We start from the raw sequence: 20,085 nt of genomic DNA on the forward strand, positions 1-20,085 counted from the left end.
TGTGCAAATAGATCTTTAATTGATTTATTGGTGAATGGATTAAATAATTTAAGCGTGACTTTCGTAACAAGCGTACCGTTATAAGTGATTTATGCACTAAGAGCTTAAGAGGCGCTGCGCTTTTAGAGAAGGAAATAAACACCAAACGCGTTTTTTATTAGTATTATGTTTTCTCATTTACTCCTCTTTAGCTTCTCTTTGTGCAAATAGATCTTTAATTGATTTATTGGTGAATAGATTAAATAATTTCAAGCATTGCTTTCGTAACAACCTTACTCCGTAATTAGTAATTTATTCACTAAGAGAGTATGAGGCGCTGCGCTTTTAGAGAAGAAAATAAACACCGAAACTGTATTCTGATTGGCATTGTGTCTTCTCATTTACTCCTCTTTCGCTTCTCTTTGTGCAAATAGGCCTTTAATTTATTTAATTATTGATTAAGAATTACGGTTCTTCTAAATCAAACTCAGTTAAATGACCTTCACCATGTATAAGTTGATAGCGGGCTAAATTTCCTTGCTCTAGTGTTATTAAACTAATAGCTGAGTCGCTCACTAAGTATTTTTGCCCTTTACCTATGGTTTGGTGCTTATCTACTTCCATATGCCAACGTTTGGTAAAAAAGTTTAAGGGACTTTTTGGGCCGTATAAAATTGAGTCGAGCTTATCGAGTATGTTTATTAACTTACGCGGGAACTCGTTTTTAATACCACTGGCGGTAAGTTGCCAAATTCGATTGGGATGATCGCCAAAACGCTTTTGCACCGAAAAGCAAAATGAGTAGTGCACGTCTCCCGATAAAATAAGCGTTTCGTTTGGGGTGTCGGTTCGTCTAAAAGTATCGAGTAGCTTTTTGGCTGAGCCTTCGTGCGCCATCCAGTTTTCTACGTCTACCATGAGTGGTTGGCCACATATGTTAAACATGGCTTGAATGGCTTCTATTGATTTAACACCAAACACGGGGGCTGGCGATACAATAATAACCTGGTCGTGGCTTAATAGGCTTTCTTCAAGCTCTGTGAGGCGTTCCCAATCAAGTAGACCTGAAGGCTCATTAAAGTTTTGCTCATTTCGCCAGCGGTGCGTACGTGTATCTAGCACCACTACTTTGGGTATTGTAGTAAGTTCGTAATGCCAAAAGCTAAAATCGTTTAGTGGTTTATCAAATGCTTTAAACTGCCATAAATTATTAGCAGTACGGCTTTGCTTAAAAGGTGTTAGTAGCTCGCCCGTTTTATTTAGTGCATCGTTCCCCATTCCTTGGAATAGCCAATAACTAATTAAGCCGTTATTAATGATTCGTTTACTACTTGGGTTTTCATTTATAGCTTGCTCCCACCCAGCGGTTAGGTTCCAATCGTCGGTGACATCGTGATCGTCAAACATCATTAATGTCGATACATTGGCAAACAACCGCTCTACTTCACTCAAGCCTTTTGCATAATCAATTAATGCTGTTTTTTCAGCGTTAAAAATAGTTTTGTTTTGCTCGCTTTGACCTAAATACGTTGCGTTTTGTATATCAACGCATTGCCAAGCAGCGGCGCTAAAGTTTAATAAATAAAGCGCTATATATTCTTCAAAGTGGATAAGGTGGTTATACGCTTTTACACTTGAAAAGTGAGGTTCGTCTTTTTTTAGCCAATAACCTACACCTAACTTTGAGCGTTTTTGCCACGGCGTTTTTGGTAAAAACAAATGGCGATTATAAAGTTGCTCATTTATATCGTCGGGTAGCTCAATGGCAAGTGGTTGCTCTTTATAAATACCTAGGGCTTTAATTAACTGATGAACAGCTAATAACATGGGGCCAGCTACGTCGTCGGCATAAACCTGATCACCACTGAGTAATAGCAATTGCGCGCCTTGATTATTATTACCACGCTGAGTATTTTGCCAATGGCTTGCAGACACTAAGCTGTCTTTTGCTGGATGATGTGCATTACGGCACGAGCCATGCAAAATATCACTGAGTTTATTGGGAATTACAAATGCAGGCGTTGTTTGATTGCTATAGCACCACGGCGATAAATCGATTGCTGTATCGTCAATTATGAGTTCATAGCTTAATAAGCTATCTACAGGAAGTTTATTATCTACTGGCTTTATAATCACGAAATGCAGGTACAAATGTTCCCCTAAAGAAACAGTGTGTTGATCGCTATAACACTCAACATTTAATAAGTTTATTTGGCAGTTTGCAGGCTTGGAGGTAGCAAACTGAATGCAGACTCCAGTTTGCTCTGCACGGCGCACCATTGGCCCCATTAGTAAAATAGGAAGGTTTGCCGTGTAAGTAATCATGTATTTAGCCTTTAGCTGCTAATTTAAATAAAGAATAAAAGTTCTCGGTAGTCGCTTTAGCAAGTTCATTAAAGCTAATGCCTTTAAGTTCGCTAATGTAATAAGCAACATCTTCTACGTACGCTGGCTGATTTGTTTGCCCACGATGCGGTACCGGCGCTAAATAAGGCGAGTCGGTTTCTATTAATAATCTATCTAGCGGTATTTGTTTTACTACTTCTTTTAATTCAATAGCATTTTTAAAGGTAACAATACCCGATATAGATATATAAAAGCCCATGTCTATGGCTTTTTTTGCCATATCCCAGTCTTCGGTAAAGCAATGTAATACACCACCGCAGTTTTCGGCCTTGTGCTCACGCATTAAGTTAATTGTGTCGGCGCGGGCATCACGAGTATGAATAATTAACGGTTTTTGTAATTCGTTAGCCACTTCAATATGCCCAACAAAGCTGGCTTGCTGCACTGCGTGAGTATCTTTTGAATAATAGTAATCAAGACCCGTTTCGCCAATGGCAACAACTTTTTCGTGTGAGGCTAAGTCGATTAGTTGCTGTTTATTAAGGGCGTCTTTTTGATCAAGTGGATGTACACCGCATGAGGCTGATACATCGTCGTAATGCTTAATTTTATCAAGCATGCTTGGGAACTGATCAAGCGTTACGCTTACACATAAAAAGTGCTCTATTTGCTTTGCACGCGCTTTATCAAGAACTTGGTCAAGGTTTAAGTCTAGTTTATCAAAATCAAGACGGTCTAAATGGCAATGAGAATCTACAATCACTATAAGGCCTGTATTATGTTCAGGGTTTAAATTTGTTCGTTTAATTTATTATGTTAGCAATTAAAAGAACCCAATATAGGGCGGTGTTAATCTCAATGAAAAACCGACCCTATAACTACATGGTATATGTTTGATCGCCTGAGTTTAACATAGTCCCAAGTAGCTTTTCGATTTTAGCGTTTAGGTTTGTTTTATCGTCTAAAAAGCTAATACCAATACCTGGAGGGTTAGAGCTTTGTGCCCCTTGTGGCGTGATCCACGACACTTTACCTGTTACTACATCATCTTCTAAGGCATCGGGCAAGGTAACTCTAAGTGCTAATGAATGCCCTGCTTCGTAACGCATATTAGTACGTACAAATAAGCCACCTTTTTTTAAGTAAGGCATATAACAACGGTATAACTCGTCTAAATCGTCTATGTCTACTAGTAATTCTTGCATGATTAATCCTTTTAAGAATTTCGCAATGTGTATGCTAATCGTGATACAGCAAGCGGTAAATTAAGGCCAAGTACTTGTGTGTTATTTTGTAAAAATTCGCCTAATGCATTTTGCGCACTTTGATAAGCGTCAAAACTCATACCTTGCAGTAATTGCTGCTTTAGTTGCACGCTTAAAAACAAAGTAAATATACGAACAAGCTCAGGCTGTTTATTTATTATATCGACTAACGCTTTGAAATTATGGCTTTGTTTAAACTCAGTTGCAAACTTATAAAGTGTATCAATATTTTTTAGCTGGTCTTGCTGTTGCCAATGCTTTACTTGCAGCGGTTGGTTATAAAAAAGTGCCAGCCAACTATAGTTAGGTATATCTAATGTTTCTAACCATTGCTGGGCAAGTGCTGTATTAGTTATTTTTACGTCACTTTTAGCGCATCTACTTAAAATAGTTGCAGGGAGCTGTTCTGGTTGGCTTGTAGTTAATATTAAAAAGCGGCTATTAGTTGGCTCTTCAAGTGTTTTTAATAATGCGTTAGCTGCTGCTGTGGTCATTTTTTCGCAATTTTCGATTATTGCTACTTTATTGCCATTTTGCGCTGCAGAGTGATTCATAAAATCACTAATACCACGTATATCGTCTACACCAATACTTTGTCCATCAACTTGCGTTAAGCGCTTGTCGGGATGAGTACCCGCAAGAGTAAGTAAGCAGCTTTTACACTGTCCGCAAGGTGTTAGCATACTGTTTTTCGCAGCTACTTGCTTAGCTATATTTTGGCATAACAAAGCATTGCCAAGCTCATCACTTAACTCAAATTTACCTACGCCAACAGGCCCACAAAATAATTGCGCATGATGAAAACGCTCTGCACGATAACTTTGCGCTAAACGTGCTTGAGTATCATGTAGCCAAGGCAATGGCATATTATTTTAGGCCTTCAAAAAATGAATGCAGTACATTGGTTATATCGCGATGTACTTTATCAATACTTTGGTTTGCATCGACCGTTTTAATGGTGTTGTCGTCATTAGCTAGTTCAACATAACGCATACGTGTACGTTGAAAAAATTCAATGGCTTCTTGCTCAATACGGTCTAGCTCACCACGCCCTTTTGCACGTTCAAGGCCTATCACTGGGTCAATATCAAGGTAAATAGTTAAATCAGGCTTTAAGCCCTTTAATACCATTGACGAAAGTGAAGCTAATGTATTTGAGCTAATACCACGCCCGCCACCTTGATACGCCTGGGACGATAAGTCATGACGATCGGCAAGTACCCATTGGCCTTTATCAAGCGCTGGGGTAATAACATTGTGCATTAGCTGCGAGCGAGCTGCGTACATAATAAGCAACTCGGTTTCAAAGGCAATTTCTTCTTCATGCTCTGCTTTTACAAGCGTACGAAGCGATTCAGCCAGTGGCGTGCCGCCAGGTTCGCGGACATTAATAAAGTCTATTTTTTGTTTGTTTAAAAAGTCTTGGCATAATGAAATAGCGGTTGATTTACCCGCGCCTTCTAGCCCTTCTATTACTATAAATTTTGATTTCATAAAAACTTAATTCTTTTTATTTAATATATACGTTTTAACTGCCGCGTTATGCTGCTTTAACGTGGTTGAAAATTGGTGGCTACCATCGCCTTTTGATACAAAGTAAACGTATTCACTTTGCGGCGGATTAACTGCAGCTAAAATAGCGGCTTTAGATGGCATAGCAATCGGTGTTGGCGGTAAGCCATTAATACGATACGTATTGTAAGGCGTATAATCGCGTAAATCTTTGTATTTAATATCGCCATCAAAATCGGCGCCTAGCCCGTATATTACGGTAGGATCGGTTTGCAGGCGCATATTGGTGTTTAATCGGTTAACAAACGCCGATGCAATTAACGGACGCTCGCTGGCAAGGCCTGTTTCTTTTTCAATGATTGAAGCCATTATAAGTGCTTCGTATGCTGTTTTGTAGGGCAAATTAACAGCGCGCTGCTGCCAAGCGTCGTCTAACGTTTGCTGCATTTTTTGCGCTGCACGTTTTAATAAACTGCTCGCAGTATCGTTATTATGGTAATGGTAAGTGTCGGGGAATAACCAGCCCTCTAGGTGCGTATTATTACCCAGTATTTGTGTACTTAGTTCATCAGTTTTTAAATCGTTTTGTAACTTATCGGCTTTATTAATAGCACTTAGTACTTCACGTAAGTTTTGCCCTTCAATTATTGTAAAACTAAAATTGATTTGCTGGCCTTGGTTAATTTTTTTTACGTTATTAATAACGCTATCGGCCGTTAGCTCGTAAAGCCCCGCTTTTAAGTCGGTAAGTGTAGGATCTAATTTTGCAATGACTTGATAACGCCAGCAACTTTCTACCCAGTTATTAGCTTGCCATTGCTGACATAACTTATTAAAGCCAGTGCCATGCTTAACTTCAAATTGTGTGTTTTGGGCTACTTTTAGCGGGCTATTTATTGTTGCTTGTAATTGCTGGTAACCAATAGCAGTGGTTATAACAGCTAAAAAAAGTACCGATAAAATAACTTTTAACACTCAGCCTCCTTGGCTAATAATTTAGTTAATAATGCGTGGCTGTTATCTGTATTAAATACCTGTTGCTCAATACTTTTAACAGGTACTGCTCCCATTAAGCTATTACACACAAATACGGCGTCTGCTTGGGTTAAATCTTCTACTTTTACGCGTTTAAATTCAACAGGCAATTTATCACATAACGATTGTAGATAAACGCCCTTTATTCCGCACTCATCAAGCAATGGCGTATACACACACTTATTTTTAATCGCAAAAATATTAGCTGCTGAAGCTTCAATTACATTGTTACTGTAATCAAGCACTAACACATCGTCGCAGTTTTGCGTTTGCATCGCTTTTTTAATTAGCACTTGTTCAAGTCGGTTTAATGTTTTAAGACCCGCTAAATATGGCTGTGCTGCTAATTTAATGGGGCTTATTTCGAGAGTTACACCCTTTTTAGCAAGCGCTTCGTAATTACTAGGGTAATCTAATACACTCAATAAAATAGTAACATTGCACTCACTTGGCAACCCATAACCACGTCCGCCTTCGCCTCGCGTTACAAGTATTTTAAGCACATTCAGTGGTGCAGCTTTAATATGCCAAGCAATTTGATTTTCAAGGCTATTAAAGTCTAGCTCAGGAAACCCCAAGCGCTGTGCGCATTCAATCAAACGTGCTTTATGATGAGCCCAATACTGTACTTCCCCATTAACAACCTTAGCCGTTGTAAAAAAGCCGTCACCGTAATTTAAGCCCCTGTCACGCGTGCTTAAAGTGCTGTTTTGATCTACTGCTATTATTGTTTGCATTTTGTTTGGCATATAAAAAAAGCCCAGTTAAACAACTGAGCTCTTATAATTTGATTCGTTGTTAAAAAAGATTATACCTTTTTAAATAGCAACGAGCCATTAGTACCACCAAAACCGAACGAGTTACACAGTGCAAAGTCTAACTTTGCATCACGTGCAGTGTGCGCAATATAATCTAAATCACACCCTTCGTCTGGGTTATCAAGGTTGATAGTTGGCGACACTTTTTGATCTGTCAGTGATAAAATCGAAATAATAGATTCAACCGAACCGGCAGCACCTAACAAGTGACCCATCATAGATTTAGACGAGCCTACCATTACATCTTTAGCTGAATTACCAAATATAGACTTAACAGCGGCTGTTTCTGCTTTATCGCCTGCATTTGTAGATGTGCCGTGTGCGTTAATGTAACCAATTTGCTCAGCGTTCACTTGCGCATCGTTTAGTGCGTTTTGCATTGCAAGTGCAGCGCCCGCACCATCTTCTGGAGGGGATGTCATGTGGTACGCATCGCCGCTCATACCAAAGCCTACAAGCTCAGCATAAATCTTAGCTCCACGTGCTTTAGCATGTTCGTACTCTTCAACTACAACAACACCAGCACCGTCAGAAAGCACAAAGCCATCGCGGTCTTTATCCCAAGGGCGAGAAGCCGCTTGTGGATCGTCGTTACGTGTTGAAAGTGCACGTGCAGCATTAAAGCCACCCATACCAATTGGGGTACACGCTTTTTCTGCACCGCCAGCAACCATTGCATCTGCATCACCGTAGGCAATCATGCGCGCTGCATGGCCAATATTATGCAAACCAGTAGTACAGGCAGTTACAATTGAAATATTTGGACCACGAAGCCCATGCATCATTGATAAATGACCTGAGATCATATTAATAATGGTAGACGGCACATAAAATGGCGATAACTTGCGCGGACCACTATTTAATAGCTTAATGTGGTTTTCTTCAATTAACGTAAGCCCACCAATACCTGAACCTACAGCTACACCAATGCGTGCTGCATTTTGCTCGGTGATTTCAAGGCCTGAATCTTTAAAGGCTTGAACACCCGCTGCAATGCCGTACTGAATAAACAAGTCCATTTTTTTAGTATCTTTCGCTGACATGTATGCAGTTGCATCAAAGTCATTTATTAAACCCGCGAACTTAGTACCAAATTTTGATGTATCAAAGTGCGTTATTGTTTGAATGCCACTTTTACCATCTAATAAGCCTTGCCAGGTTGATTGAACATCATTACCTAGCGGCGTCAACATTCCTAAGCCAGTTACGACGACTCGACGTTTAGCCACGGTTTGCCTCCAATAAGGGATATTTTACAAGGGGGTGATCATACCCAAGCTACCTCAAAGTGCTAGTCCCAAAATAGATTAAAAACGCATAACACAATCAAAATTAATTTTTAGCTAAAATTGAGCATCGAGATTTAAGTTTTGAATCATGAACTTTGAGGTGGTTTGGATATAAAAAATTAAAGGCAGCGGATGCTGCCTTTAACGTGCGATTAATTACTCAGCGTGTGCTGTAACGTAATCGATAGCAGTTTGTACTGTAGTGATCTTCTCAGCTTCTTCATCTGGGATCTCAGTATCAAACTCTTCTTCAAGAGCCATTACTAGTTCAACAGTATCAAGAGAATCTGCACCTAGGTCATCTACGAAAGAAGATTCATTTTTAACTTCTTCTTCTTTAACACCTAGTTGTTCAATGATAATTTTCTTTACGCGTTCTTGGATATCGCTCATTCTTCTTTCCTTTATTAAAAACGCCGATGCGTTATTTTCAGATTGCCGCGTAGTTTACGCGGCATAATTCTCTGATTCAATGATTTGACCATAAATAATTGTCTGGTCAAACCTCTGAGTGTGTGTTTTGTCTTTTATCGCTTATTTTCGCAGCGATTTCAAGTATGTTTAAAGCAAGTTCACAAATAATTCAATGTTTTTGAGGTAACTTACTTAACTTTATCAAGCAGTAATTTAGGTACTATGGTTATTAAACCATGTACATCGCGCCATTTACATGCAAAGTTTCGCCTGATACATACGCAGCCGCGTCAGATGCTAAATAACATACTGCAGCCGCAATTTCGTCAGGTTGACCTAAACGCCCTGCTGGAACATTTGCAAGTGTTGCTGCTTTTTGCTCGTCAGTTAAATTATCAGTCATGTCTGTTTGAATAAAACCAGGTGCAATTACGTTAACGGTAATACCACGTGATGCAACTTCGCGCGCTAGTGACTTAGAAAAACCAATTACACCCGCTTTAGCCGCTGCATAATTAGCCTGACCTGCATTACCCATAGTACCCACTACTGAGCCAATGTTAATAATACGGCCTTTCTTTTTCTTCATCATTGGACGAAGTACCGCTTTAGATAAACGGAAAACTGAGCTTAAATTAGTGTCGATAATATCGTCCCACTCAGTCTCTTTCATACGCATTAATAAGTTATCACGTGTAATACCTGCGTTATTTACAAGTACGTCAATATCGCCTAAATCAGCTTTTATTGCAGCAAGTGTTGCTTCAATAGATGCAGGATCGGTTACGTTTAATGCATAACCTTTACCACTGTCACCTAGGTACTCACTGATTTTAGCAGCGCCTGACTCACTTGTCGCAGTACCTGCAACTTTTGCACCTTGTGCAACTAATGTTGTTGCAATTGCTTTACCAATACCACGGCTGGCGCCAGTAATTAGGACAACTTTGCCCTCTAATGAAAATAAATTAGACATTTTATATACTCTTATTTAGCTGCATCAATTGAAGCGGCGTCGTTTACTGAGCCACAGATCATTGCTTTATCAATTCGTTTAGCAAGTCCTGTTAATACTTTACCAGGACCAAATTCGTAGCTTTGTGTTACATCTTGCGCAACCAGGGCTTGTACTGTTTCTGTCCAGCGAACTGGGCTGTAAAGCTGGCGCACTAATGCATCTTTAATTGTATCAGCTGACGTTTCAGCTTTTACATCAACATTATTAATTACATCACATTTAGGTGTATTAAATGTTAAAGCGGCTAAATCTGCTGCAAGCTTTTCAGCTGCTGGCTTCATTAACTCACAATGTGAAGGTACGCTAACCGAAAGTGGTAATGCACGTTTAGCACCGGCATCTTTACATGCTTGCGATGCTCTATCTACTGCCGCTTTATGCCCTGCAATAACAACTTGACCAGGAGAGTTGTAGTTAACTGGCGATACAACCTCACCTTGCGCTGAGGCAGCACAAGCCGCTTTAATTTCTTCATCGCCTAGGCCAATAATAGCGGCCATTGAACCTACGCCTGCTGGCACGGCTTCTTGCATGTATAAACCACGGTTTTCAACAAGCTTTACGGCTTCGCTCAAGCTTAATACGTCGCTACATACTAGCGCTGAGTATTCACCTAAGCTGTGACCCGCCATAACAACGTCGGCATCTGGGTTAGCTGCTAACCAATCACGGTAAATAGCAACACTTGCAGTTAGTAATGCAGGTTGTGTGCGGTGGGTTTGATTTAATTTTTCTTCTGGGCCATTAAGAACTAGCTCTGCTAAGTCGTAACCCAGTGCATTTGACGCTTCTGCAAATGTTGCTTTAACAATGTCAGAACTCTCTAGTAGTTCTTGTAACATACCAACGCTTTGCGAACCTTGACCTGGGAATAGAAGTGCAATTTTTTGTGCCATACTTTGCTCTTTTTAATTAAACAAATAAATAATGAAATACACGGCACATCAATTATTGATTAACCGCCGTGTCTTTAGAATGTGTGTTTTCGAAAATAGCGGCTATTTTATCAGGAAGTTGACGTTCAACCTCTTTTACCGCTTCATCAATAGCTGCTTGAAATGCTTTAGCTGACGCATTTCCATGACTTTTAACGACAATACCGCGCAATCCTACCAGAGAAGCACCGTTATACTGGTCGGGGTTCACCCTTTTATAGAGTTTTTTTATTATTGGACGCAACATAAACGCCATACATTTATATAAAAGATGCTTTTCGAGTGCGGTTGTAAACTTATTCATAATAAGCTTGGCAATGCCTTCGCATGTTTTAAGTGCCACGTTGCCAACAAATCCTTCGCATACAATAACATCAGCTTTACCCGAAAAAATATCACTACCTTCGCTGTAACCAATATAATTTATATGTGGGCTTTGCTGCATTAGTTGTGCAGCTTGTTTAATGTCGTCGTGGCCTTTAATGTCCTCAGCACCAATGTTTAATAAACTAACGCGAGGATTGTCCAAACCAAGTGCTTGTCCGGCAACAATAGAGCCCATAATGCCAAACTGATAGAGCATTTGCGCATCACAATGCACATTGGCACCTAAGTCGAGTAAATATACTGGGTTTTGGCTTTCTGTAGGAACAGCTGAAATAAGTGCGGCACGTTTAACACCTGGCAGCATTTTTAATACATAGTGAGCCATAAAAAATAGAGCACCGGTATTGCCTGAGCTAACACATGCTTGAGCCTCGCCCGATTTGACTAAATCTAGGGCAACACGCATAGATGAGTCTTTTTTTGAACGCACAGCAATTGCAGGTTCGCAGGCATTAGTGACTATTTCACTACAGTGACGAATTATGAGTCTAGGATGAGGTAGAGAATCGAGGGATTCGAGTTCTTTAGATATAACGTGTTCATTGCCACACAAAATGAGAGTTAAATTGGCATGAGCATTTACCGCACAAACGGCAGCAGGAATAGATGAACGGGGGCCGTAATCGCCCCCCATCATATCTAACGCTATGGTTAGATCTTTCAGCATATAAGTAATCTCTTATTTAGAAATTACTTGAACGCCTTTGTAGTAACCATCTGCAGTCACATGGTGACGACGATGAGTCTCACCAGATGTTTGATCTACAGTTAAAGTTGGACCACTGATCGCATCGTGTGAACGGCGCATGCCGCGTCTTGCACGAGACTTTTTGCTTTTTTGTACAGCCATAGTCTTCTCCTAAGAATCTTTCTTAAGTTGTTTCAAAATATCAAATGGATTAGGTTTATCATCTTCCGCCTTTAATACACCAAAGCTGGCAGGCTTTGCTGAATAACTGCATGAAGCTTCGTTGTGGGTAGCCACTAATGGAATTGCTAAAATTAGCTCGTCTTCAATTAAATCAAAAACGTTAACTTCACCATTTTCATCAAGCGCTACTTCATCGTAGTCTTCTGGAAAAATATCTAACTCTGTATCTTCACCTACTGGTGAGTATGCAAAGTCTTGAACCAAATCCAACCCTAAATCACCATTACAACGTTGACAAATGACAGTAACGTGTGTGGACAAATTGCCTCTAATCACAGCGAAACCTTGATCATCGTTTTTGCAATGTATTTTTACCGCTATTTCACCTACTTCTTCCTGCACAACTTTCTCTAAACGAGTAAGTTTTTCAAGCGGTACAATTCCGTCATACTTTAAACGGTGCTGCGCTGCTTTGCCTGGATGAAGAGTGATGGGAATTTTCACCTTTTGCATAGGGGCTGCATCATATAGATAGTTAGTTTGTTAGTCAAAGTAAAAAACCATTTTTACTTTGTTTTTAACGTGTTTTACTCTCGGATCTGATTTATCCTAACTCAATCTGAATTATCGTAGGAAAACAGTCCGTGAAGCATCCACTCATTTTAGCGTCAAGCTCGCCTTTTAGGCAGTCTTTATTACAAAAATTTAATTTACCATTTGATACGTTTTCACCAGACATTGACGAATCAGCACTTGAATGCGAAACACCTACCGAACTGGTTAAGCGTTTAAGTGAATTAAAAGCCTCAGCGGCTAATAAACACTTTAACAAAGGGTTAGCTATTGGATCAGACCAAGTCGCTGTGTTTAATAATCAAATTTTAGGTAAACCACATAATAAACAAAATGCCGTAAAACAACTAAATTTATTTAGCGGTAATACTGTAACATTTTTAACTGGGCTTTGTGTTTACGATATTGTAACTGGCACTAAAAAAACGTGTGTTGAACCCTTTGATGTTACTTTTAAAATCCTTAGTGATGTACAAATTAGTGCTTATTGCGATGCTGAGCAGCCTTATAATTGTGCTGGCAGCTTTAAAAGTGAAGGGTTAGGCATCTGTTTATTTGAAAAACTAAGCGGAGACGATCCTAATAGCTTAATTGGATTACCATTAATTAAACTCAGCCAGCTACTGACTGAGTTTGGTATTGATGTACTTACTGCTCAAAACAAGTTTTAGTTAAATAAATTAGCCAAGCAAAACCTGTTGCAGCTGCAGATAGTTATCTACTGTTACAACAGGGCTAAGCTTATTTAGCTGCTGTGCGTTATGTACACCCATTGTTACACCAATTCTATCCATGCCAGCAGCTTTTGCCATGGTCATGTCTATTTGAGTGTCACCAATCATTACAGCGTCTTGAGCGCTTATGCCAAGTTCTTCAAGCAATTGATACAACATATCTGGAGACGGTTTAGACAGTGCCTCATCGCTTGTACGTGTTGCACTAAAAAAATGTCTAAGTTGGCTTTGATCAAGCAAACGCTCTAACCCACCTCTACCTTTACCTGTTGCAACCGCTAAAACAATGCCCTGCTCTTTTAAGGCATTTAAAACGCCGATAACATTAGCAAATACAGGCGTGGGAGTAGTATCCACACTGTATTGATATTTATAACCTGAAATTAACGCTTGGTGCTGCGCTACATTATCAGGAAATAAAACGTCAATTGCTTTTTCAAGCGACATACCAATAATGTTTTTAATGGCTTCATCACTAGGTGGCACTATATTAAGTGACTCTGCGCTACTACGAATACAGTTAACTATTTTAGTCACTGAATCCATAACAGTGCCGTCCCAATCAAAAATGACGAGCTTATATTTTTTAATTGGGGCTACTTTTATCACAGTTTCGCATCTCGTAGTTTTAGTAGTGTATTTTTAAGCGTTTTATCTAGCGGTGCTTCAATACGCATGGTTGTTTCGTTTTTAGGGTGATAGAAAGTTAAATCGTGTGCGTGTAAAAATAATCGATTTAAACCAACTTTACGCATAGATTCATCAAAACCCTGATCGCCGTATTTATCATCGCATGCTATTGGGTGACCTTTACACTGCGTATGCACACGAATTTGGTGCGTGCGCCCTGTAACAGGCGATGCTTGTACAAGTGAGCAATCGTTAAAACGTTCAAGTACTTTAAAACGAGTATGTGAAGGTTTTCCCTCAGTGTTATCTACACGTACTACGCGCTCGCCCGACTTAAGTGTATTTTTACGTAGCCCTTCGGTTACGTTTTTAGTTTTAGAGTCCCACTGCCCTTCTACAAGTGCCCAGTAATTTTTTTCCATTGTTTTTTCACGAAGTTGTTCATGCAATGCTGTTAACACCGAACGGCGCTTCGCTATAAGTAAACAACCCGATGTATCACGGTCAAGCCTATGAACTAGCTCAAGGCTGCGCTCTTCTGGGCGAAGTGCGCGTAGTGCTTCAATTAAACCATAACTTAAACCACTGCCACCATGAACAGCCATACCTGAAGGTTTATTTATGACGATAAGGTATTTATCTTCAAATAAAATATCGTTTTCTAGGCGAGTTACTTTGTCTAACTTTGATGGTACAAACTCTTCACGCTCAGCAACTCTGATAGGTGCAATACGCAGTACATCGTCAAGCTGCAGTTTATATACAGGCTTAATACGCTTTTTATTAACGCGTACCTCACCTTTGCGCAAAAGTTTATAAATAGCGCTTTTAGGCACCCCTTTTAAATGGGTAATAAGAAAGTTATCAATACGCTGACCTAAATGGTCTTCGTTGATCGTGACATAAGTTACTTGTAAGTCGTTTTTTTCTGACATTGCCTAATCACTAATTTAAGTAAAATAATTTAGTTGCTAACACTGTAATAATAGTGGGATAATCAGCAGCGCAAATATTTAGTATTTGCAAATAACAACGGTGCTTTTTAACACATTAAAACATTCGTGATGCACATTCTGGGTAGCCGATCATACAGATCCGAGTTAAGTTTTCCAAAGCTTTTATGCCTCCTCAGTTAACACGTGCGATCAATTAACGGCAATGCGCGTAATATATTGCTGGTTAAGTTTGAACATGAAGCGATTTTTAACGTGCTAGAGAAAGCAATGAACAGATAATTTGTCTGATAGTGACGACGTAAAAAACGTCGTTCAGCACTAGCTCAATTATTGTAGTACCGTATAGCAGCTTATTTAGAACTAAAAAAATCTAATAAATAAGCGTTCATTAACATCGGCAGCGATTTTTGCTCTTAAAACGGATATTAGCGATACATCAGTATGTATTGCTCACCAACTTAATGAGCCCTACGCGCCTAATATGAATGATATTTAGTAAGATTAATATGACAGGCCGACTTCTGGGTAAAACTTGTAAACGTAGCTGAAAAGCCGACAGTTTTAGCACCATTAAGAATTTAATAGCGATAATAATCGCTATTGTTTGCCAGCATTTAAAATACTGCATACGGGAAACAGAGCCGTTCCGTTAAAGACCCAGTCGTGAGGCTGCACATTCTAAAAATAGGGACAACTGAACAGGCGAGAAAAACATCGTCATGTCAGCGACATAAATAAGTAGAGTAACAATATGAAACGTATGCTAATCAATGCAACGCAGCAAGAAGAAATGCGCGTAGCACTGGTTGATGGCCAGCGCCTTTATGATTTAGATATCGAAAGCCCAGGTCACGAACAGAAAAAAGCCAATATTTATAAAGGCAAAATCACTCGCATTGAACCATCTCTTGAAGCAGCATTTGTTGATTACGGTGCTGACCGTCATGGTTTCCTTCCTTTAAAAGAAATTGCACGTACTTACTTCCCTGCAGGTTACACTTTTCATGGTCGCCCAAACATCCGCGACGTAATAAAAGAAGGTCAAGAAGTTATAGTACAAGTTGATAAAGAAGAACGTGGCCAAAAAGGCGCAGCGTTAACTACTTTTATCAGTGTTGCTGGTAGCTATTTAGTTCTTATGCCTAACAATCCTCGTGCTGGCGGTATTTCTCGTCGTATTGAAGGTGATGAGCGTACTGAACTAAAAGAAGCATTAGGTCGTTTAGAACTTCCTAAAGGTATGGGCTTAATTGTTCGTACAGCGGGTGTTGGTAAGTCATTTGAAGAACTTAACTACGACTTAAAAGCATTATTAGTACATTGGGATGCAATTAAACAAGCAGCTGACAGTGCTAAAGCACCGTTTTTAATTCACCAAGAAAGCAACGTGATTTTCCGCGCAATACGCGATTATTTACGTCGCGATATTGGCGAAATTTTAATTGATAAACCACGTGTTTTTGAAGAAGCTAAAGCGCACATTGAGCGTTTTCGTCCTGACTTTATGAGCCGTGTTAAGCTTTATCAAGGCGACACTCCTTTATTTACGCATTACCAAATTGAAAGCCAAATTGAGTCTGCGTTCCAGCGTGAAGTACGTCTTCCTTCTGGTGGTTCAATTGTAATTGACCCAACTGAAGCACTTACATCTATCGATATCAACTCGTCTAAAGCAACTAAAGGCGGCGATATTGAAGAGACTGCACTTAATACTAACTTAGAAGCGGCCGATGAGATTGCACGTCAATTACGTCTGCGTGACTTAGGCGGTTTAATTGTAATCGACTTTATCGATATGACGCCTCCACGCCATCAGCGTGAAGTAGAAAATCGTTTAAAAGATGCTGCTCGCCCAGATCGTGCTCGTGTTCAAATTGGTAAAATTTCACGCTTTGGTTTACTTGAAATGTCGCGTCAGCGTTTGCGTCCTTCATTAGGTGAAGCAAGCCAAGGTCCATGCCCACGTTGTAGTGGTCAAGGTACTATTCGTTCAAACGAATCAATTGCTCTTTCTATTCTTCGTTTAATTGAAGAAGAAGCAATTAAAGACAACACAGCACAAGTAAATGCACAAGTGCCTGTTGCCGTTGCCGCTTATTTGTTAAATGAGCAACGTCGTAGTGTTCACCGTATTGAAAAGCATCACAAATGTGACGTAGTGATTATTCCAAATCAACATATGGAAACACCACATTACGAAGTTATGCGTTTACGTAAAGACGAAACACTTGAAACAGTAAGCTACGGACAAGTTGTTGCACCAGAGCCTGAAGTATTTGAGATGTCAAAATCACCAAGTACTCCAGTACGTGAAGAGCCAATGTTAAAAGGCGTGGTAATGCCTTCTACTCCAGCTCCACAAGCAGCTCCAGCTAAAGCAGTAGCACCAGCGGCTGTTGTACAAACTAAAACTGAAGGTGGCTTACTAGCTGCTATTGGTAATTGGTTTAAGTCGTTATTTGCAAGTGAATCTGAAGAAGATAAAAAAGAAGCTGTAGAAAAAGAGCAGCAAGAAGCGCGTAATAACGCTCGTCGTGGTAACGATAATCGTCGTCGTAATAACAATCAACGTCGTCGTAATAATAACCCGCGCACTAATAAACCACGCAACGAACGCCCTGCAGCTGAAGAGGAAGTTAAAACAGACTCACCAGCAGCAAGCACCGAGACTCAAGAGAGAAACGAGAACCGTAATAAGCGTCGTCGTAACCCTAACTCTCGTAAGCGCCCAGAGCATAAAAGCGAAGAAAAAGATCAAGTTAAAACTGAAGCTCCTGCAAAAGCAACAGTAGAAGTAGAAACTGATTCTAAGCCAGCTCAAGCTGCAGAGCCTAAAGAGCAAAAGCCTAAAGTTCGCCGTCAACGTCGTAACATACGTAAAAAAGTACGTCTGCAAGATGAAAACGCTGAGCAAGCTAACTCAACAGAGCAAACACCTGAACAAGCGGTAGTGACTGACACTCCACAAGTTCAAGAGCAAGCACCTGTTGCAGAAAAGCAAACACAAGCTCCGGCAGAAAAAACAGCGCACATTAAAGAAGAGAAAGTTGACACTGTTGATTCTAACGATGAAACAGCAACTACTGAAGACGAGCAAGAGCAAACACGTACACGTTCACGCCGTTCTCCTCGTCATCTTCGTGCATCAGGTCAACGTCGTCGTCGTCCTGAAGGTGAAGCAGAAGTTAAATCTGACGAAGCCCCTGCATTTGTTCCAGTTGCTGATCAAGCTGCTGCAGAATATGAAGCAGAGCTTAAAGCTAAATCTGAAGAAACACCTGTGGATGCAGCGCAGCAAATTGAACAAGCCGTCGCGGTTGAAGACTTAGCAAAAGTTGAAGCTGTAGAAGAGCCTGCTAAAGTTGAAACTCCAGTAGCAACTGAAGAGCCAGCTAAAGTTGAAACTCCAGTAGTAACTGAAGAGCCAGCTAAAGTTGAAACTCCAGTAGTAACTGAAGAGCAAGCTAAAGTTGAAACTCCAGTAGCAACTGAAGAGCCAGCTAAAGTTGAAGCGCCAGTAGTAACTGAAGAGCCTGCTAAAGCTGAAACGCCAGTAGTAACTGAAGAACCTGCTAAAGTTGAAACGCCAGTAGCAACTGAAGAGCCAGCTAAAGTTGAAACACGAGTAGCCACTGAAGAGCCAGCTAAAGTTGAAGCAAAAGTGAAAACTGAAAAATCAGCACCGCATGTTAAAACAGCGGTTACTCAAGGGTCAGCAAGTGCGCCAATGGCACAACCTACTCCTGTAGCTGATAGCGAAGTGAAACATACGTCTGTAGCAATGGCTCACGATAAACGTGAACTAGTTCCAGACAGTGGTTTACGTGCAGGTTCAATCAAACCTGCTGGTCGTGCAAGCTCTGCAATGACTAAAACAATGAGTGTTGATTAATAACTAACATTCATTAAAAAGCCCCGCTATTTAATAAATAGCGGGGCTTTTTTGTGTTTATTGCCGAACAAAGCTTAGATTACGAGATTTAAGTATTATTTAAATGTATCAACTATATCTATATAATATGAACCGCTAGGCACTCATCGGTTCGATTTCTAGCTTACTTATAACTTCCCAAAGATTTTCTTTCTTTCTGAATACATAACGATATACATCATGAGGGTTAGAATATTGCCCCTTTGCTTTTTCAGCAAAACGCCATAAGGTTATTTGTGTATCGCCATTTTCCATTTTTTTAGTTTCAATAATGCGGTGCCTTGTTAATACCATAGATGAACGATTCATCTCTTCTTTCAAAAATTCGTATAAAAAATGATATAAGCTAAAATCTTTATCTTCATCAATTCGTTTAAGCACGATCTGGTGTTTTCTGACACTCTGGTCTAATTCGATCAGGATCTCATTTTTTTCTCTTCTTACAATTGAAAAAACCAGCTCATGCTTCATTAAGAAGCTAATCTTATTTTCTTCAATTATTCGCCAATGACCATCTGAGATGATCCCATCACTAAAATACTTAGTAACTGTGCCATCATTCTCTAAGCAATAGTATGTATTGTAATCACCAATCCAATTACCGCTCATTTCATGTTGAATATGTAAATATTCATCGGCTGTTGCAATAGGTTTTATTTCTTTATACTGTTTACAGCTATCAAGCCAATCAAAAATATTATTCGATAATCTCTGGCAATCTCCACCATCGTGCCACCATAACCAAACTGAAAAAGCATCTTCTGGATCTATAAATAATAGATCACCATCCTGTTGAGAAATAACGATAACATCATCCAGTCTTTTTAATAAAAACACATCTTTGCCACAAGTCGTGGTTATATAATCTTGCGATAAAACCTCCAATAACATATTTTTAATTGGAACCATCGCATGAGGATCATTTAGTGATAGTTTAAATTTTTTATCCGTGCATTTAGGATCTTCAATCGTGAATTTACTAAATGCATTTATTAACTCACTAATCTCTTTAGGAAGTAATATATTATTTATTTCCATAATAATTTCCCTATATTAAAATAAACATTTTAAAAAAGTAATTTTTTATAATAGTTATACTTAGGTTTGTAATGTTCAACTGCCATCTGACCCTATTATTAATCTAAATTGAAACTTTAGATTCATTGTTTATAAACAATTCAAATAATGAATTAGTTGGAAGTGGTATATTCAAAAGAAGTGAACTATCAATACAATCACTTTCAATATCAAAAAGGTATATTCTCTGTTAATAGTCTCTTCAAATATTAAATTTGTTCTTTCTGATAATCTAAAAAATAGATTTCCTGGATCAACTAAAAGCTAATCACTTTCACAAACGATTCTTTTTAAACGTAGGATAACTTTGAGTTA

19 protein-coding genes are annotated in these 20,085 nt (G+C 39.4%); 2 read left to right on the plus strand and 17 right to left on the minus strand.

The window, feature by feature from the left end:
• Positions 1–444: 444 nt before the first annotated feature.
• The 14 genes from WNY79_RS16465 to yceD all read right to left on the minus strand — a co-directional run bounded on the left by WNY79_RS16465 (position 445) and on the right by yceD (position 12,382).
• Positions 445–2,304 (minus strand): alkaline phosphatase D family protein, encoded by a 1,860-nt coding sequence (locus WNY79_RS16465; protein WP_342876408.1) that lies wholly within the window; start codon positions 2,302–2,304, stop codon positions 445–447.
• 4 nt (positions 2,305–2,308) lie between these two features.
• Complete coding sequence (locus WNY79_RS16470; RefSeq protein WP_197118215.1) at positions 2,309–3,088, minus strand: YchF/TatD family DNA exonuclease; 780 nt, start codon at positions 3,086–3,088, stop codon at positions 2,309–2,311.
• A gap of 115 nt (positions 3,089–3,203) precedes the next feature.
• Entirely contained in the window at positions 3,204–3,530 is a 327-nt protein-coding gene (locus WNY79_RS16475; protein ID WP_002962367.1) for a PilZ domain-containing protein, read from the minus strand.
• Between the two features lie 11 nt (positions 3,531–3,541).
• The gene (locus WNY79_RS16480; protein WP_154903349.1) at positions 3,542–4,456 is read right to left on the minus strand and encodes a DNA polymerase III subunit delta'; all 915 of its coding nucleotides are present in this window, start codon (positions 4,454–4,456) and stop codon (positions 3,542–3,544) included.
• A gap of 1 nt (position 4,457) precedes the next feature.
• On the minus strand, positions 4,458–5,084 hold the full coding sequence (gene tmk / locus WNY79_RS16485) for a dTMP kinase (RefSeq protein ID WP_007585737.1): 627 nt from the start codon (positions 5,082–5,084) through the stop codon (positions 4,458–4,460).
• 6 nt (positions 5,085–5,090) lie between these two features.
• Complete coding sequence (mltG, locus tag WNY79_RS16490) at positions 5,091–6,077, minus strand: endolytic transglycosylase MltG (RefSeq protein ID WP_342876409.1); 987 nt, start codon at positions 6,075–6,077, stop codon at positions 5,091–5,093.
• Complete coding sequence (gene pabC / locus WNY79_RS16495; protein WP_342876410.1) at positions 6,071–6,886, minus strand: aminodeoxychorismate lyase; 816 nt, start codon at positions 6,884–6,886, stop codon at positions 6,071–6,073. Before pabC ends, mltG begins: the two co-directional genes overlap by 7 nt.
• Positions 6,887–6,945: 59 nt before the next feature.
• Positions 6,946–8,184 (minus strand): beta-ketoacyl-ACP synthase II, encoded by a 1,239-nt coding sequence (gene fabF, locus WNY79_RS16500; protein ID WP_076923842.1) that lies wholly within the window; start codon positions 8,182–8,184, stop codon positions 6,946–6,948.
• Positions 8,185–8,400: 216 nt separating this feature from the next.
• On the minus strand, positions 8,401–8,637 hold the full coding sequence (acpP, locus tag WNY79_RS16505) for an acyl carrier protein (protein WP_002962377.1): 237 nt from the start codon (positions 8,635–8,637) through the stop codon (positions 8,401–8,403).
• Positions 8,638–8,887: 250 nt separating this feature from the next.
• On the minus strand, positions 8,888–9,634 hold the full coding sequence (gene fabG, locus WNY79_RS16510) for a 3-oxoacyl-ACP reductase FabG (RefSeq protein WP_076923841.1): 747 nt from the start codon (positions 9,632–9,634) through the stop codon (positions 8,888–8,890).
• Positions 9,635–9,645: 11 nt separating this feature from the next.
• Positions 9,646–10,572 carry an ACP S-malonyltransferase gene (gene fabD / locus WNY79_RS16515; RefSeq protein ID WP_342876411.1) on the minus strand — a complete coding sequence of 309 codons (927 nt, stop codon included), beginning with the start codon at positions 10,570–10,572 and terminating at the stop codon, positions 9,646–9,648.
• Positions 10,573–10,624: 52 nt separating this feature from the next.
• Entirely contained in the window at positions 10,625–11,665 is a 1,041-nt protein-coding gene (gene plsX / locus WNY79_RS16520; RefSeq protein WP_342876412.1) for a phosphate acyltransferase PlsX, read from the minus strand.
• Between the two features lie 12 nt (positions 11,666–11,677).
• Positions 11,678–11,848: a 50S ribosomal protein L32 gene (gene rpmF, locus WNY79_RS16525; protein ID WP_002962381.1), complete on the minus strand. Its 171-nt coding sequence runs from the start codon at positions 11,846–11,848 to the stop codon at positions 11,678–11,680.
• 9 nt (positions 11,849–11,857) lie between these two features.
• Positions 11,858–12,382, minus strand: coding sequence for a 23S rRNA accumulation protein YceD (gene yceD, locus WNY79_RS16530; RefSeq protein WP_007375269.1), 525 nt, complete (start codon positions 12,380–12,382; stop codon positions 11,858–11,860).
• 131 nt (positions 12,383–12,513) lie between these two features.
• Here yceD and WNY79_RS16535 point away from each other — a divergent pair, with 131 nt between their 5' ends.
• A complete protein-coding gene (locus WNY79_RS16535) occupies positions 12,514–13,113 on the plus strand; it encodes a Maf family protein (protein WP_170071095.1) in 600 nt (199 codons plus the stop codon).
• 9 nt (positions 13,114–13,122) lie between these two features.
• Here WNY79_RS16535 and WNY79_RS16540 read toward each other — a convergent pair whose 3' ends face one another.
• Together WNY79_RS16540 and rluC are read right to left on the minus strand one after the other, a co-directional pair.
• Positions 13,123–13,785: an HAD-IA family hydrolase gene (locus WNY79_RS16540; protein ID WP_342876413.1), complete on the minus strand. Its 663-nt coding sequence runs from the start codon at positions 13,783–13,785 to the stop codon at positions 13,123–13,125.
• Positions 13,782–14,741 carry a 23S rRNA pseudouridine(955/2504/2580) synthase RluC gene (gene rluC / locus WNY79_RS16545; RefSeq protein WP_076923837.1) on the minus strand — a complete coding sequence of 320 codons (960 nt, stop codon included), beginning with the start codon at positions 14,739–14,741 and terminating at the stop codon, positions 13,782–13,784. Before rluC ends, WNY79_RS16540 begins: the two co-directional genes overlap by 4 nt.
• A gap of 772 nt (positions 14,742–15,513) precedes the next feature.
• On the opposite strand from rluC, the gene rne reads away from it, so the two are divergent.
• Positions 15,514–18,654 (plus strand): ribonuclease E, encoded by a 3,141-nt coding sequence (rne, locus tag WNY79_RS16550; protein ID WP_342876414.1) that lies wholly within the window; start codon positions 15,514–15,516, stop codon positions 18,652–18,654.
• Positions 18,655–18,789: 135 nt separating this feature from the next.
• Here rne and WNY79_RS16555 read toward each other — a convergent pair whose 3' ends face one another.
• Complete coding sequence (locus tag WNY79_RS16555; protein WP_342876415.1) at positions 18,790–19,731, minus strand: hypothetical protein; 942 nt, start codon at positions 19,729–19,731, stop codon at positions 18,790–18,792.
• Positions 19,732–20,085 lie beyond the last annotated feature (354 nt).

Source organism: Pseudoalteromonas sp. AS84, assembly GCF_038900255.1.
Lineage (GTDB): Bacteria > Pseudomonadota > Gammaproteobacteria > Enterobacterales > Alteromonadaceae > Pseudoalteromonas.